This is a genomic window from Cutibacterium sp. LaCa_89, assembly GCF_058177555.1.
On record NZ_CP190889.1, the window covers coordinates 2,388,490 to 2,402,282 of the forward strand.

General features: G+C 61.8%; 13 protein-coding genes and 1 pseudogene. All 14 read left to right on the forward strand.

Going from position 1 to position 13,793, the window contains the following annotated elements; translation table 11 throughout:
* Positions 1 to 2 precede the first annotated feature (2 nt).
* Positions 3 to 1,376, forward strand: a complete 1,374-nt coding sequence (gene hemW / locus ACP8LP_RS10985) for a radical SAM family heme chaperone HemW (protein ID WP_316087843.1) — start codon at positions 3 to 5, stop codon at positions 1,374 to 1,376.
* A gap of 29 nt (positions 1,377 to 1,405) precedes the next feature.
* The gene (gene hemW, locus ACP8LP_RS10990) at positions 1,406 to 2,776 is read left to right on the forward strand and encodes a radical SAM family heme chaperone HemW (RefSeq protein ID WP_316087842.1); all 1,371 of its coding nucleotides are present in this window, start codon (positions 1,406 to 1,408) and stop codon (positions 2,774 to 2,776) included.
* A complete protein-coding gene (locus tag ACP8LP_RS10995; protein WP_316087841.1) occupies positions 2,773 to 3,927 on the forward strand; it encodes a flavodoxin family protein in 1,155 nt (384 codons plus the stop codon). The genes hemW (ACP8LP_RS10990) and ACP8LP_RS10995 overlap by 4 nt, the downstream gene beginning before the upstream one ends.
* Positions 3,924 to 4,700, forward strand: coding sequence for an alpha/beta fold hydrolase (locus ACP8LP_RS11000; RefSeq protein ID WP_316087840.1), 777 nt, complete (start codon positions 3,924 to 3,926; stop codon positions 4,698 to 4,700). The genes ACP8LP_RS10995 and ACP8LP_RS11000 overlap by 4 nt, the downstream gene beginning before the upstream one ends.
* On the forward strand, positions 4,697 to 5,911 hold the full coding sequence (locus ACP8LP_RS11005) for an MFS transporter (RefSeq protein ID WP_316087839.1): 1,215 nt from the start codon (positions 4,697 to 4,699) through the stop codon (positions 5,909 to 5,911). The genes ACP8LP_RS11000 and ACP8LP_RS11005 overlap by 4 nt, the downstream gene beginning before the upstream one ends.
* Complete coding sequence (locus ACP8LP_RS11010) at positions 5,908 to 6,636, forward strand: hypothetical protein (protein WP_316087837.1); 729 nt, start codon at positions 5,908 to 5,910, stop codon at positions 6,634 to 6,636. Before ACP8LP_RS11005 ends, ACP8LP_RS11010 begins: the two co-directional genes overlap by 4 nt.
* Positions 6,617 to 7,684: an LLM class flavin-dependent oxidoreductase gene (locus ACP8LP_RS11015; RefSeq protein ID WP_316087836.1), complete on the forward strand. Its 1,068-nt coding sequence runs from the start codon at positions 6,617 to 6,619 to the stop codon at positions 7,682 to 7,684. Before ACP8LP_RS11010 ends, ACP8LP_RS11015 begins: the two co-directional genes overlap by 20 nt.
* Positions 7,674 to 8,819, forward strand: coding sequence for an alpha/beta hydrolase family protein (locus tag ACP8LP_RS11020; RefSeq protein WP_316087834.1), 1,146 nt, complete (start codon positions 7,674 to 7,676; stop codon positions 8,817 to 8,819). The genes ACP8LP_RS11015 and ACP8LP_RS11020 overlap by 11 nt, the downstream gene beginning before the upstream one ends.
* Positions 8,816 to 9,850, forward strand: a complete 1,035-nt coding sequence (locus ACP8LP_RS11025; protein WP_316087833.1) for a methyltransferase — start codon at positions 8,816 to 8,818, stop codon at positions 9,848 to 9,850. The genes ACP8LP_RS11020 and ACP8LP_RS11025 overlap by 4 nt, the downstream gene beginning before the upstream one ends.
* Positions 9,851 to 9,858: 8 nt before the next feature.
* Positions 9,859 to 11,121, forward strand: coding sequence for a beta-ketoacyl-[acyl-carrier-protein] synthase family protein (locus ACP8LP_RS11030; RefSeq protein ID WP_484483375.1), 1,263 nt, complete (start codon positions 9,859 to 9,861; stop codon positions 11,119 to 11,121).
* Complete coding sequence (locus ACP8LP_RS11035; RefSeq protein ID WP_334355108.1) at positions 11,118 to 12,335, forward strand: beta-ketoacyl synthase N-terminal-like domain-containing protein; 1,218 nt, start codon at positions 11,118 to 11,120, stop codon at positions 12,333 to 12,335. Before ACP8LP_RS11030 ends, ACP8LP_RS11035 begins: the two co-directional genes overlap by 4 nt.
* A 5-nt stretch (positions 12,336 to 12,340) precedes the next feature.
* Positions 12,341 to 12,598: a phosphopantetheine-binding protein gene (locus ACP8LP_RS11040; RefSeq protein WP_316087829.1), complete on the forward strand. Its 258-nt coding sequence runs from the start codon at positions 12,341 to 12,343 to the stop codon at positions 12,596 to 12,598.
* Entirely contained in the window at positions 12,582 to 13,322 is a 741-nt protein-coding gene (locus ACP8LP_RS11045) for a 4'-phosphopantetheinyl transferase superfamily protein (RefSeq protein WP_396334706.1), read from the forward strand. Before ACP8LP_RS11040 ends, ACP8LP_RS11045 begins: the two co-directional genes overlap by 17 nt.
* Positions 13,323 to 13,368: 46 nt before the next feature.
* Positions 13,369 to 13,776, forward strand: a pseudogene (locus tag ACP8LP_RS11050) (transposase); the annotation flags it as partial.
* Between the last annotated feature and the right edge of the window lie 17 nt (positions 13,777 to 13,793).

The window sequence follows — 13,793 nt, forward strand, 5'->3', positions numbered from 1 at the left end:
TAATGATTGACCTGGTCCATCTTCCCTACCCCTCGCGCGACAAGCGCCCCGTCATCTGCTATCCAATGCCGACCGACAAGCTGGTCGATCAGGAGCAGAGTCTGACTGACATGGGGCTGGATTCCAGCGCCACGAACCTGAGGCCTCGCGCAATGTACATCCACATCCCCTTCTGTGAGCACCTGTGTGGCTTCTGCCCGTTTGTGAAGTACTCGGCAGACGAGGGCCGTATCGAGTCCTACGTCCAGGACCTTGTACGTGAGATCAAGTTCTACGGGGACACCGAGATGCTGCGCTCCGGCGGGGAAGTTGGGTCCATCTACTTCGGCGGCGGTACGGGAAGCATCCTCACTCCTCGCCAAGTAGACCTTGCGTTGGACGCCGTGCGCACTCACCATCGCACAGCCTCGGACATCGAGATCACGCTCGAGTCGAGCCCGATTACGGTGGACTCGGACAAGCTGAAAGCGGTGGCTCAATCCGGTGTCAATCGGATCAGTTTCGGCGTTCAGACGCTTGACGCCGACTTGAGCCGGGACATTGACGTGGCGCAGGACGCGACCAAGTCCATCGCTGCCATTCAAGATGCGCAGCGCGCTGGCATTGACAACGTCAGCATCGATCTGATGTACAACCTGCCTGGTCAGAGCGACGAAGTCCTGCGCGAGGACGTTCGCCGGAGTTCGGAACTCGGCGTCGGGCAGGTGACCTTATTCCCGTTGGCCGTTGTCCCGGGTACCAAGCTCTCTCGCGATATCAACGCGGGGTTGCTATCCACTGTGGGGTCCACACGGCGTGAAGTCGAGCTCGCACTAGTTGCCAAAGAAGCTCTTGAGAACGCCGGCTACTACCAGCGCTCGGTCCCAGACTTCGCCCGACCCGGCAATCGTTACCGGCATTCCGAGATCCATTTCCAAGAGCTCGGCGATCTAATCGGGCTGGGAGCGGGCGCTGTTGGCTCCATCAACGGGTACGTGTACGTAAATGTGGCTGAGCTGAAGCGTTACGCGTCGCTGGCTGGCCAAGGACCTGCTTGCAACACCGGAGTCCGTGCCAGCCAAGACGAGCGACTACGTGGCGCGTTGGTGATGGGACTGCGGCTGCTTCGTACGAAGAACGATCTGTTCCGGGCCGAGGACGAAGCCGGCCGCAACCCCCGCGAGGTGTTTCCCGAGATCCTGGAGGATCTGGAGGAGCGTGGACTCATCGAATCGGACGACGACGAAGTCAGACTCACTGAGACAGGAGCCATGTTCGGGTATGACGTCGCCAAGGAGTTCTATTCGGAAGAGATCCGAGAGCAAGGTCAGCGTCTCGCTGAGCGCCTGTCCCGCTTGAAGGACGTCGAATCTCCCCTGCGCCCCGAGCACCCCTGACGGGGCTTAAATCATCCCAGGAGACAACCATGACCATCACACCTCCCTTTGGCCACCGTGAACGCGTCTGCGTGTCGCACTACCCACTTCCCGAAACCCCGCCCGAGCCTGGGGAAGCCCCTGAGCTGATGCGGCTGAACGAGCGCAGCTCCGGTCTGGCGGCGATGTACATGCACATCCCTTTCTGTGACGTGATCTGCAACTTTTGCCCATTCAACAAACGGATCACGGACGACGCCAAGCTCACCGCCTACTTGGACACGCTCAAGAGGGAGATTGACCTGTACGCCGCCACTCCGCGAATCCAATCGCTGACATTCGGATCGCTCGCGGTCGGTGGCGGGACGCCCAGTGCTCTGAGCGCTGAGCAATTGGCCGACATCCTGCGCTATACGCAAGGCAAGTTGAACTTCACGGACAGTGCGGAGATCTCCATCGAAGGTAACCCGTCGAACTTCACCGAGGACAAGCTGCTAGCGGCGGTCGAGGCCGGTTGCAACCGCGTCAGTTTCGGAGTGCAGTCTTTCGACGACGGCTACACCGAGATGCTTGATGTGCCCCACACGGCCGCCGACTCGCTGCGCGCCTATGACGATGCCCGAGCCGCCGGTCTCGATAACGTCGGTCTCGACCTGATCTACAACCTGCCCGGTCAGAGCCTCAATCAATGGCTCGAAGACCTCGATACGGCCATCAAAGTTGGATACGACCACATCACGCTGTTCAGCTTGGTCATCCCTCCGTTCACTCGGCTACATTCCCTGATCACTGCTGAAAAGGTCGCAATGCCGGGCGATCATGCACTTGAGCTGCAGATGTATCTCGCTGCGACTGAGCGTCTGGTGAGCGCCGGTTACGAGCAGTACTCCGTTTACGACTTCTGCCTGCCGGGAAAGATCAACGATCACGCCGAGCTCTACTTTCACCGGCAAACCGAAATGCTTGGTGTGGGTGCCGCCGCCTTCGGCTACCTGGGCGGATACATGTACGTGAATCAGGGCAATCTCACTGACTACGACGCCAGCCTGGGGCGAGGCGACCAGCCTGTCCTCATCGGCTCCTCAGCGGACACCTACGAGGAGATGTGCGGCGTGATGGCCAAGGGTCTACGACTGTTCAGCGTCGACAGAGCTTACTTCCGCCAGAGGTTTGACCAGGACCCGGTAGATGTGTTCGGCGAGACAATTCGTGACCTCGTAGGCTGCGGTCTCATGGAGGTGTCTGACACCGAGATTTGCCTCACACGAGAGGGCCAGTTCTGGGGCAACAACATCTGCCGTGAGTTCTTCTCGCCGCACTTCAAGGAAATCGAGGAAATCCCCCGCGAGGTGCTTGCCCGAGGGCGACTGTCCAAGTCCGGCAAGGCCTTCGTCAGCCTTGAGAAAGGACGTCACGTATGACCGAGCGCACCAAACGGGTACTCGGGATCAGCGGGTCGCCGAAGACATCTGGAATCAGCGCTTCAGGATTCCTCTGCCAAGAGGCGCTCGATGGCGCTGCCGAGTTGGGTTGCGAAACCAAGATGGTTCGGCTTGTCGACTTCAACATCTTTGAATGCGACGGCTGCGGGGATTGCATGAACAGGACTCCGTGCCACCTGTTTCGCGAGCCCGACGACCAGTACATTCAGATCTTCAAGTGGGTCAAGTGGGCCGACGCGTTTGTCTTTGCCAGCCCTGTCTACGCGTTCGGGCTGCCCTCCACGTGGAAGCGCTGGCTGGACCGTTGTGAGCCGGTCAACTCCTCTAAGATGGATTACGAGCACTACAACGCCGAGGTTGCTGCCGACGTCAAGGGCCGAGAGTTCATGGGAAAGGTGGCCGCCCAGATCGTTACGTCAGGCGGCATTGGCCAGGAATACGCCTTGGCCCAGCTCATGCCGCTGTGGACTGATGTGAAGCTGTCTGTCGTCGCTAGCGTGGGCCTCAGCCTCATCGAGTTCGACGAGCAACCCGGGATCAAGGAGTCGCCCTGGGGCCGAGGCGTGGAGGAGGCAGAGTTCGCTCGAACCATTGCTCGCTCCGTCGGCCGTCGTCTCGCGAGCACTATTGGCTTCTCGACCTTCAACCTGCGTGGCGTGTCACCAAAGATCGACCGAGATGACCGCGAGCGAATCGCGCAACAGCTCGCCTTCTTAGAAGCGACACCGCAGCTCGCTGCCCAAGGCTGGGATCCAGCTTCCTCCCAGGTACTGGTCTACTCCGGGTCCAACAACCGGGACCGGGCCATTGCCAGAGTGCGGGACCTTCAGCGGCTAGGCAGCTCGCTGCCGGTAGTTCTCTGCGCGGGGGTGGAGAGGCTTCCTCCCTTCGTGGATCGGGACAACGTGGCCAACAACATCGCCGCTGCCGCACCCGAAGGGAGGGCAGTTATCGATTGGAATGAAGCCCTTGGTGAGGCTCTGGGTCTGTCAGCAAATATCGAGCCCGTTTGTCTGCTGCTTGACGTCGATGGAGTTCTGGCCGTGAGCTACCCCGGAACCCAAACGGTGGCAGAGATAAGCAGAGACCTCATAGAACGAGCTAACGAGATGGGAGTACCAGTCTCATGAACGATCGCGTCGCCATTACGCCCCTGCCAGACGGAGGCAGGCTGTTCAGCCGAGTGTCGGGCCCCGAAAATCGGGAGCCTGTCCTGTTTCTGCATGGCAATCGGGACAATCACAGTCACTGGTGCGAGGTGGTGGATGCTCTGCCTGGCACACAGGCGTGGTGTGTTGATTTTCGTGCACATGGGTTGTCATCCAAGGAGGACGTGCCATTCACCACGGAGTCCTGTGTGCAGGACATTGAGAGCCTGGTCGAGGATCAGGGCTGGAGTCGATACTCCATCGTTGGACACTCGCTCGGATCCGTGGTGGCCATGGTCCTCGCCTTGAGGAACCCGGCGAACGTGAGTCGACTGGCGCTGATGGGGTCGTCGGCCAAGTTCCGCATGAAGTGGAAGCGTCCAGAGGTGGCCCGTGAAAACTACCGATCGGTCATTGAGGAGTCGAACAGGCGCGCCGGCGAGGCATTCTTGGCTGGGCTCAGCGACGATGTCAAAGAACGAGTGCTCCTCAGCTGGTCGTGGATCCCATTCGAGAATCACCTCCGCCTTATCCAGATCCAGCACCCAGATCTCAGATCCCGGCTGGAAGGAATCAGCTGCCCTACTTTGGTCATCGGGGGTGGCCTGGACCGCAGCACACCTCCCGAAGATGGCGAGGAGATTGCCAGGAAACTCCTGCTAGGCGAGTTCCGGTTGATGCCAGAGGTCGGCCACTTCCCGCATCTCGAGGCGCCCGCCGAGGTCGCTGACATCTTGCGTGGGTGGCTGGCATGAGATCGACGGGGAAGGCCAAGAGCGAAGCTTGTGTCGGCGGAACCCTGCCGATCCTGTTCGCGGCGGTGTTTGTCATGTGGGCGACCATGATGTCAGTCTTCCCAGCGCTGCCGATGATTGCCCGAGACTACGCCATGTCGGCGTCGCAATTGGGGTCACTGTTCGGGGTGTCGTCGCTACTGATGACGTTGATGGCTCCGGGCATCGGGGTCTTGGCCGACCGCGTCGGCCGCAAATGGCTGATCACGCTGGGCCTGCTGTTCGCCGCGATGAGCGTCGCGGTGGGGGCACTGTCGGCTGCCGCGCTGTTGGGTGGATGGATCGCGTTCGGCGTGGCGCGTGGCATGTTCTTGTCACCAACCTTCACCGTCCCGGCGGACATTTGCCCTCCCTCGGAACGGGGTAAGGCGATCGGCACGCTTTCCGCCGCGATCGGCTTGGGATCGGTGACGGGCTATGTGCTGGGTGGCTTTGGTGCCTCCGCATTCGGATGGCGGGCAGTTCTGGTGACTGATGCCGCGCTCCTGGTAATCGCTGGGTTGCTGTGCGCTGTCAGGCTACGCGAGACCCGGCCCGAGCAGGCTGCGTCAAGCTTGCACGAGGTCATGTCTGACACCAAGAGGTGGCTGTCGGGACGCACCCTGCTCGTCAGCGGGCTCGTGGCAATGCTGGCGTTCACGGTGGGAATCGCGAGCAGCTTCGCAGTGCCATTCGAACTGACCACGTTGGGAGCAAGCGCCCAGCTCGTCGCCATCGCGTTCATCCCGTATGAGGTCGTCTCCGCTGTATCCAGCATACTGCTTGGGAGGCTGGGAGACTTGCGAGGTCGTCGTCGTGCCCTGTTGCTGGCTGTCGCGCTGGTATTGGCGGCGCTCATCGCCCTTGCACTGCTGCCGGCCTCGCTTTGGAGCGTCCTCACGCTGTACTCGCTGGTGGGTATCGCTGAAGGGCCGATCATCGGTCTGTGCAGTGCCATGGTCACAGACGAAGTCATGAGGATCGACTTCCGTCGCATTGGCGCCGCGCTTGGAGCGCAGCGCCTGCTCAGCGGTCTCGGAGCATTCTTGGGGCCAGTGCTCGGTGGCATTCTGATCGCACGCACTACTTCCTCGCAGGCCCGGTTCGGGTGGCTCGCCGCGGGGACGGGCGCTGCCATGCTGCTGGCGCTGCTTCTCAAGGAGACCAACGTGGAAGCGGGAAGCTCGAAATGATCGATGCTGTCTCTGATCTTCGCGGCATCACAAGCCGCTCTGAGTCATTCCCACAGATGCGCCGCGAAGTAACAAGGTGGCGCGCCTCGAGATCCGCCGAAGATCTTATCGTCGTGTCACAGTTAGTTCTTGACACCTCGGTCGGCGGCGCTGAGAACGAGCGATTCACGATGGCCGGTGCGCTCCTGCTGTCCACGGCCCTGGGACATGATGATGCCCGCCAACTTCTCATTGATGGCTACGCCAAGATCGATAACTGGCGGGTGCAGGAGTGTGTGGCCAAGGCCATGGACGAGTACGCCTCATTCGAGGGGTGGGACAGTTCTCTCGCCTGGATTCAAGATTGCGTGAACCACCCAACGCCGAACGTGCGTCGGGCAGCGGTGGAGGGGCCACGAGTTTGGACATCGCGGCCACCGTTCAAAGGGCCTGGGGGTGCCGGCGCGGCGCTCGCCGTATTCGAAGATCGCCGCAATGACGACAGCACCTACGTTCGCAAGTCGGTCGGCAACGCGATGCGAGACATCGGGAAGAAGAGTCCAGCCGAGCTTGTTGATCGGTTTTCTGTCTGGTCTCGAGCCGGAGATGTGCATCCGGAGGTGACAAGGCTAGCGCTGCGCCAGCTGAAGGAGTCAGGAAACGAGACCGCGATCGAAATTCTCAACTCACTCAAGAACTCAACTCTCTCACGAAAGAGAAAGAACGATGAAGACGGATCTTTTTGAGCTGGCGACGGGGGATGGCCGGGCAGGGGGAGCGGCTCTGGACCTGTTCGAGCGGGCGCGGCGGATCGCCGTCCTGGCAGACCAGAGCGCGTTTCAATGCATGTGGCTGGCAGAGCACCACTTCCAGCCGCACGGCGGCGTGCAGTCCCGCCCCCAGCTGCTGATCGCTGACTTGGCGGCCAGAACCGAGAGGCTACAGTTCGGTGTCGGAATCTTCCAGGTGCCGTTCCATCCGGCCATCTCCACGGCGGAGGACATCTCCACGCTGTCGAATCTGGCGCCTGGGCGGTTCCGCCGAGGCTACGGCCGGGCGTTCTTCCGAAACGAGCACAGTGCCTTCGGGGCTCGCATGGACACCAGCATGGTCTGCTTCCGAGATCGGGTACTGCTGATCGAGCAGCTGCTTGAGGATGAGTCGGTCACCCACGACAGCGAGTGGGACCGATTCGATGACGTGACCCTTTTGCCCCGACCCGACAGCTTCGCCGCGCCAGCGCCGTGGATCGCTGCCGTGACAAGTCCGGAGTCGTTCCAATGGGCCGGAGAGCAGGGGTTCAACCTCATGGTGAATCCGCTGCTGTCGGCTGATCTCGACTCCCTCAAGGAGATGGTCGATATCTACCGGGCTGCGCGCGGCCCGGAGGGGGAGATCATGGTCAACACGCACGTGCATGTCGCCGACAGTCGGCAGGCTTCGCTGAATCAAGCGGGTCCCGCGCTTGAGGAATATGTGCGTGAGACGCGGACACAGGGTGCCAAAGCGAATGCCGAGCACTTGAAGGGAACACCGCCCAAGGACTTCGCGGGCTACCCCGCCTTGGCGTCTCGTTGGGACGACTTCACGGTCGAAGGGGCATTGGATCGGGGCGTCATCGCGTTCGGGTCGCCCGACGAGGTGACGAACAAACTTACAGCGCTGGGTGAGGCTCTGGGGGCGTCGTCGGTTGCCGCTATGTTCGATTTCGGTCAGGAGTTCAGCGCCGTCGAGCGATCGGTGACGCTCTACGCGCAGCACTGCCTGGCTGCGGTTGAAGCTCATGCCGCGTAGCTTTCCCCTGCCGTTCCGCGCAGCCCTGCGAGTGCTGACCGCATTGCGCGTTCTGGGGTTGCGTTCGGACGAACCGCTCGTCCCTCGGCTGGGCATGTTCAAAATCCCAGCCGGGGAGGCGATGTGGATCCTCGGCAGGATCCGAAGTCCCGAACAGTGGGTGCACGTTTGGGAGCAGGAGAGCCGGAAGCTGCTGGGTGAGGTGCGGGCCGCTACAGTGCCGGATGAGTTGCGCGCGTCCGGACTCCGTCAGGCTGCGAGCATGTTGCGCGTGGCAGAGTATATGGCCGCAGACGACGATCAGAGGCGTGATCTGTGGCAGCAGATCCTGGAGATCAACGCTGCCGCCCGTCGCATTGACCGCTTCCAGTGGGCGCGGCTCGAGGTGCCTGTGGGACAAGCGTCGTGCCCGATCGACGTGTGTCTTCCAAAGCCAAGCAGTGAGCCGGCGCCACTTGTTCTGACTCTGGGTGGGGTCGATGCGGCGAAAGAGGAGTTCATCGAACTGGCGCGGCTGTATGCATCGCTTGGTTGGGCATCAGCTGCTGTGGATCTTCCCGGACAAGGCGAGGCCCGACGTTGTAGGGGACTGACATGGCAGACAGATCCTGTCGCGGTGCTCCCTCGCGTGATTGATGCGTTAGAGACACTGCCGTCGGTCCGGAGCGGCAGCGTCGCCGTGGTTGGAGGAAGCTTGGGAGGATTCTTCGCCGCCGGATTGGCGATGTCCGATCCGCGGGTCACAGCATTGGCCACACTCTGCTCGCCAGCGAAACCACTGGCGGTCTTTACCAGCGCACCCCGACCGATTCCCGAAACCATGATGTACAACCTCGGTGTGCCAACTCGGCGTGCTGCGATCCAGGAACTGCGCGGCTGGAACTTGCCGCTGCGCTTAACTTTCACCGGGCCGCATTTCGCTCTCACATCAGGAGACGACTCGACTTCTCCGCTCCGGGCGCAGCAAGCGCTGGTCGATGCGGTGAAGTCACCCTTGCTCACTCGGGCGCATTACCCCCGCGGAGACCACATGTGTTTCCGCTTTCAGACGAGCTGGGAGCTGCGTTTGCGCAGATGGCTCAGCGATGTCACCTCAACAGCCCACATCACCTCTCAGCAAGGAGAGACACCATGACAGTCGATGCACACACCAATGCAATGAAGCTCTTCGGATTCGCGCAGGGCTTTCAGAAGACCCAAGCGCTGTACACTTTCACTCGACTTGGGCTGGCCGAGGCGCTCGATCAGCCCCGTTCACTCGAAGAAGTGGCTGACCACTGTCAGCTGGAGCCCAGCGCAACCCGCCGGCTGCTGTATCTCGCCGAGGCGATGGGCTTGGTCGCCAAGAACTCTGACCAGTTCACCACGACCTCCCTGGGCGCCATGCTACGCATGAACCACCCCCAATCCTTCGCCCGCAGGGCGCTGTTCTTCGGGGAACCCTTTACATGGGGGGCTTGGGGCAAGCTGTCCGACTGCCTGCGCACTGGGGCGACTGGCTACGAGCTTGCATTCGGGGCAAATGCCTGGGAAATCCGCGCCGAGCATCCTGACACGGCCGAAGTCTTCAATGCTGTGATGCAGGAGATCACGCAACAAGTCGCCCCCCTGATCGCGATGAACTTTCCCTTCCCCGCCGGCAGCGACGTTCTCGACATCGGCGGCGGCACGGGCGAACTGATCCGCGCGATCCTCCATCAACACAGCGACATGACGGGCACCCTCATGGACCTCCCCGAGGTGATCGAGGAAGCCAAGACCCGCAAAAGCAGTGCCGACATCGAACAGCGACTCACCTACTTCGCAGGAGATATCTTCGAATCCATCCCGGCTGGGCATGGCCTACTCTTGCTGGCACGCGTGCTGCACGACTGGACGGATCAGCAGTGCATCACCCTGCTCCACAAGGTTGTCCAGGCCATGAGTCCCGACAGCCGCTTGCTCGTCTTGGAGCGCGTAATCCAACCTGACCGGCCAGCCGACCCCATCATTGCGATGTCGGACATGACCATGCTTGTAGGAACCGGCGGGCACGAACGCACGCTCCAAGAGTTTCAAGCGCTGGGCCATGCTGCAGGGCTCCACTTGCATCAAGTCTGGGACTTGCCATCAGCCCAAGCGATCATGGAGTACACGCTGCCCAATGAAGGACCGGACAAGCCGTGAGCTTCACAATGGACCCCACCGTGGACGTGGCGGTTACTGGCATCGGTATCACCGCCCCGGGCGGCGGTGACCGGGAGTCCTTCTGGACGGCGGTTCGTAACGGGGTGGTTTCGACCGGCCCACTCACCGCGTTCGATTGTTCACAGTTTGGCTCGCAGGTAGCTGCGCAGATCGCCGATGAGCACATTGACGCCGACATCGACCCCAGCCTCGACCGCATGATCCGCCTTGCGCTCACCGCCACGCGAGAAGCTCAGACCGATGCCAGCCGCGGAGGTGACAGCACCCCATCGGAAATGGTCGCGGTTTGTGTCGGGACGGCGGTGGGCAACTCAGAGTCCCTCGAGTCGGACTACGTTCGCCTCAGCCGCTCTGGACATACATGGGACATTTCCCCGCTCGGAGCTCCCACCCGGCTGCAGCGCATGCTGTTTCCCTCGGCGGTCGCCGCCGAGGTCGCGCGCGAAGTTTCTGCTCGTGGACCAGCACTCACGATCTCTACTGGTTGCACATCCGGAATCGACGCTCTCATCAATGCCGCGGGACTCATCCGCTCGGGTCGCGCCAGGGTCGTCGTCGCGGGCGCCGCCGACGCTCCCGTTACCCCAATCTCCGCAGCCTGTTTCGACACTATTCGCGCAACGACGCGGCGTAATGACAGCCCCGAGACGGCTTCACGCCCCTTCGACAAGACCCGCGACGGGTTCGTCCTAGCTGAGGGGGCTGCGATGCTCGTTCTGGAAGACGGGCGTCACGCGCGCGACAGAGGTGCTCGAATCTACGGATACCTCAACGGCAGCGGACGCAAGGCCAACGCTTATCACATGACCGGTCTCAAACCTGACGGAATTGAAATGGCCGCCGCCTTCCGGCGCGCCATGGCCCAAGCTGGTGTTGGTCCGGCTGACATCGATTATGTCAATGCCCACGGATCCGGCACGGCGCAGAATGATCGCCACGAGACAGCCGCGATCAAGTTGGCTCTGGGCCCGCACGCCCAGCACGTGCCCGTGAGCTCCATTAAATCCATGATCGGCCATTCGTTGGGAGCAATCGGCTCGATCGAGGCGGCGACTTGTTTACTCGCCATTCGTGACTCGTTCGTGCCGCCCACAGCGAACTTGCTCAACCCCGACCCGCAGCTCGATCTTGACTACGTGCCAGTTCGCGGCCGAAGTCAGCGACTGCGCAACATCGTCACGCTGGCGAGCGGGTTCGGCGGCTTCCAAAGCGCATTGGTGATTGGCAATGGCCCGAAGGAGACGGCATGAACATCGCAGTGACAGGGAGAGGGCTGCTGACGTCGCTGGGGATCGGTCTGGCGGCAAGCATGGACTCCCTTCGATCGGGTCGATGTGGCATTGAGCTTGACGAGAACGCTCCAGCAGGGGCGATCGCTTGTACAGGCCGCATCCACGGATTCGACCCTGCGGAGTACGTGCCGCCCCGGATCCGTGTCCAAACCGACCGATGGACGCACCTGGGGCTGGCAGTCGCCGCCGAAGCCCTCCATGAGGCTCGCTTGGACCAACCCGATCCGATTGCCGCCGAACGTATTGGCGTCATGACGGCGGTGGGTTCCGGGGGCAATGAGTTCGGCCAACATGAGCTGCAGAAGTTGCATTCGCGAGGCCCTGCGAATGTTGGGCCATACCAATCCATCGCATGGTTTTCCGCGGCACTCACCGGCCAGATGTCCATTCAGTTCGGACTCAAGGGGCCCTGTGGTGTGGTCGCGGCGCAGGAGGCGGGCGGCATCGAAGCCATCGCCGCCGCCGCAGGAACCATCGCGTCGGGAGAAGCTGATCAGATTGTCATCTCAAGCGCTGAGGCGCAGCTCAACCCGTACGCTCTGGCATGTCTTCAATCTCAGCAAGGCTTCTCTGCGGAAAGAGACCCGAGCACCGCATTCCAACCCTTTACCACACGCGCTGCCGGATTGGTGCCCGCCGAGGGTGCGTCGGCGCTCGTGCTGGAGGATGAAGATAGCGCGCGTCGACGTGGAGTTCCCGTATTGGCCTTCGTTGCTGGCTTCGGCTCCTCTTTCAGCCTTCCGTCTGACCCGCGGCAGGATGCGATCCTTGCGAGTATTCACAGCGCGCTGAACGTGGCTGGCCTCAGTATTGACGATATCGACTTGGTTATTCCCAACGCCGTCGCGGACCCGGCACTGGACTTAGCTGAAGTTGCTGCTTTGCGCACCCTTTTCGGGGACCGGCAACCGCCGGTTCTGTTGGCCAAGACAGCTTGGGGCGGTCTTTGCTCAGCATCTGCCGTGGCCGACGCGAACGTGGCCATCCATGTCCAAGAATGCGGTTGCGACTTATGCGTCCCAATGGCGGCCGACAAGTGTCTGTCTGGCCTCGACATCATCACGAGCGCCAGGCCCTTACTGAAGCCGCGCCAGACACTCATCCTGGCCGCGGGATTCGATGGCGCCCGCGCCGCCCTCATCCTCCAGGCCACCCACAACAACGGAAGGTAACAACTATGAACATCATCACTCCCGGAGAGAAGGAAGACCTCTGCAACAGCATCGAGAGGTTCTCCGGAGTCAACCCAGCCGAGTTCGGCGATGACTGGATCAACACACGATTCAGCGAGATGGATGTCGACTCGCTCGCCGTCATGGGAGTAGCCAGCGAGCTGCTGACAGCCCGCGGGGCTGCCGAGCGGGAAGTGTTCCCCCAAGATATGCCCACCCCGCGCGCGCTGCTTGACTTGGTTCGGAATGCCCCTCAGCAGTGAAGCAGGTTCGTCGCAGCTTGTTCTCGTTGCTAGTCGGCTGCTTCTGACGCGCCGAGGTCGCGCTGCCCGGCTAGCCGAAAGCGCCTTGGGCCGGCGGCTCGCGACTGTGGCACTGAGCCGGCTCGGGTCGAGCGAACCGGTATCAGGCGATCGGGGAGAGCGGCCGACGTGGCCCTGCAGGACCCGCGGAAGCATCAGCCACAACCAAGCGGGGCTCTGCGTGGCTGTTGTTTCCGGTTCCAACGGGCCCGAATTGGTCGGTGTGGATGTGGAAGAGACGAGCCGGCTGGAGCACGTTGCCACTGAGATGTTTACGGACAGCATCGAAAGAGAGCAGCTGCGCTGTTTGGCGCGAGAAACAGGCGACGATCCGGTGCGATGGAAGGCGAGAATGTTTACGGCTAAAGAGGCGACGTGGAAAGCGTTGACTAGCGCTCAAAGCACGGAACATGTTGCGGTCACGCTCAACCAAGGTGGTGGCTTCACCGGCCAAAGTGGAGGCCAGCATGTCGAGGGCGTTACCGTTGACCTCGACGGGGAGACCTTGGCCCTCGCGAGTGGCGGTGACCACGTTGAGCCAGCGACATCGCGGCGGTGGCAACGTGTACTGGCGTTGTGGCGATACGTTGTCCCCTACCCGTTTGTGGACGAGATCACTCTGCCGTACGACGGTCTGCCCCAAGCGACAGGTGATCACCACTCACATTGCTCACCTGATTCATAATTCGTTGCGGCCGGCCCCGCCGACGGTGCGCTTGCGGTGCACGCTGTCCTTGTGGTCCGCGGTCAAGGCCATGGTTCACTCGGTGTACGACCAGCCCGACGCTGTCTCGGTTCCCGCGCTGACCTACGTAGCTGAAAAACTCCCCGCTGCCGCAGACCACCTGGACGCCGCCCGCGCCGACCTGCTGGCCTTCACCGCCTTCCCCAAGGACGTGTGGGTCCAGAGATCTGGTCCAACAACCCCAACGAGCGTCTCAACAAGGAAATCCGCCGACGCACCGACTCTGTAGGAGTCTTCCCCAACCGCGACGCAATCCCCCCGTCTCGTGAGAGCCGTCCTAGCCGAACATACCGACGAGTGGGCCGAAGGACTCCGCTACCTCAGCCTCGACGAAGACCACGGCCCCAGAACGACTCCACGCGCCCCTGGCTCTTGGGTCCTCAGCTGGCTTTGAGGGTTTGTTGGCTCTTC

Excerpts from the sequence above, each read along its gene's own strand:
- ACP8LP_RS11020 (WP_316087834.1), top strand. The coding sequence starts at position 7,674 with ATGCCGCGTAGCTTTCCCCTGCCGTTCCGCGCAGCCCTGCGAGTGCTG.
- ACP8LP_RS11035 (WP_334355108.1), top strand. The coding sequence starts at position 11,118 with ATGAACATCGCAGTGACAGGGAGAGGGCTGCTGACGTCGCTGGGGATC.
- ACP8LP_RS11030 (WP_484483375.1), top strand. The coding sequence starts at position 9,859 with ATGGACCCCACCGTGGACGTGGCGGTTACTGGCATCGGTATCACCGCC.
- ACP8LP_RS11045 (WP_396334706.1), top strand. The coding sequence starts at position 12,582 with ATGCCCCTCAGCAGTGAAGCAGGTTCGTCGCAGCTTGTTCTCGTTGCT.
- ACP8LP_RS10995 (WP_316087841.1), top strand. The coding sequence starts at position 2,773 with ATGACCGAGCGCACCAAACGGGTACTCGGGATCAGCGGGTCGCCGAAG.
- ACP8LP_RS11010 (WP_316087837.1), top strand. The coding sequence starts at position 5,908 with ATGATCGATGCTGTCTCTGATCTTCGCGGCATCACAAGCCGCTCTGAG.
- ACP8LP_RS11015 (WP_316087836.1), top strand. The coding sequence starts at position 6,617 with ATGAAGACGGATCTTTTTGAGCTGGCGACGGGGGATGGCCGGGCAGGG.
- ACP8LP_RS11005 (WP_316087839.1), top strand. The coding sequence starts at position 4,697 with ATGAGATCGACGGGGAAGGCCAAGAGCGAAGCTTGTGTCGGCGGAACC.
- hemW (WP_316087842.1), top strand. The coding sequence starts at position 1,406 with ATGACCATCACACCTCCCTTTGGCCACCGTGAACGCGTCTGCGTGTCG.
- ACP8LP_RS11025 (WP_316087833.1), top strand. The coding sequence starts at position 8,816 with ATGACAGTCGATGCACACACCAATGCAATGAAGCTCTTCGGATTCGCG.
- ACP8LP_RS11000 (WP_316087840.1), top strand. The coding sequence starts at position 3,924 with ATGAACGATCGCGTCGCCATTACGCCCCTGCCAGACGGAGGCAGGCTG.
- ACP8LP_RS11040 (WP_316087829.1), top strand. The coding sequence starts at position 12,341 with ATGAACATCATCACTCCCGGAGAGAAGGAAGACCTCTGCAACAGCATC.
- hemW (WP_316087843.1), top strand. The coding sequence starts at position 3 with ATGATTGACCTGGTCCATCTTCCCTACCCCTCGCGCGACAAGCGCCCC.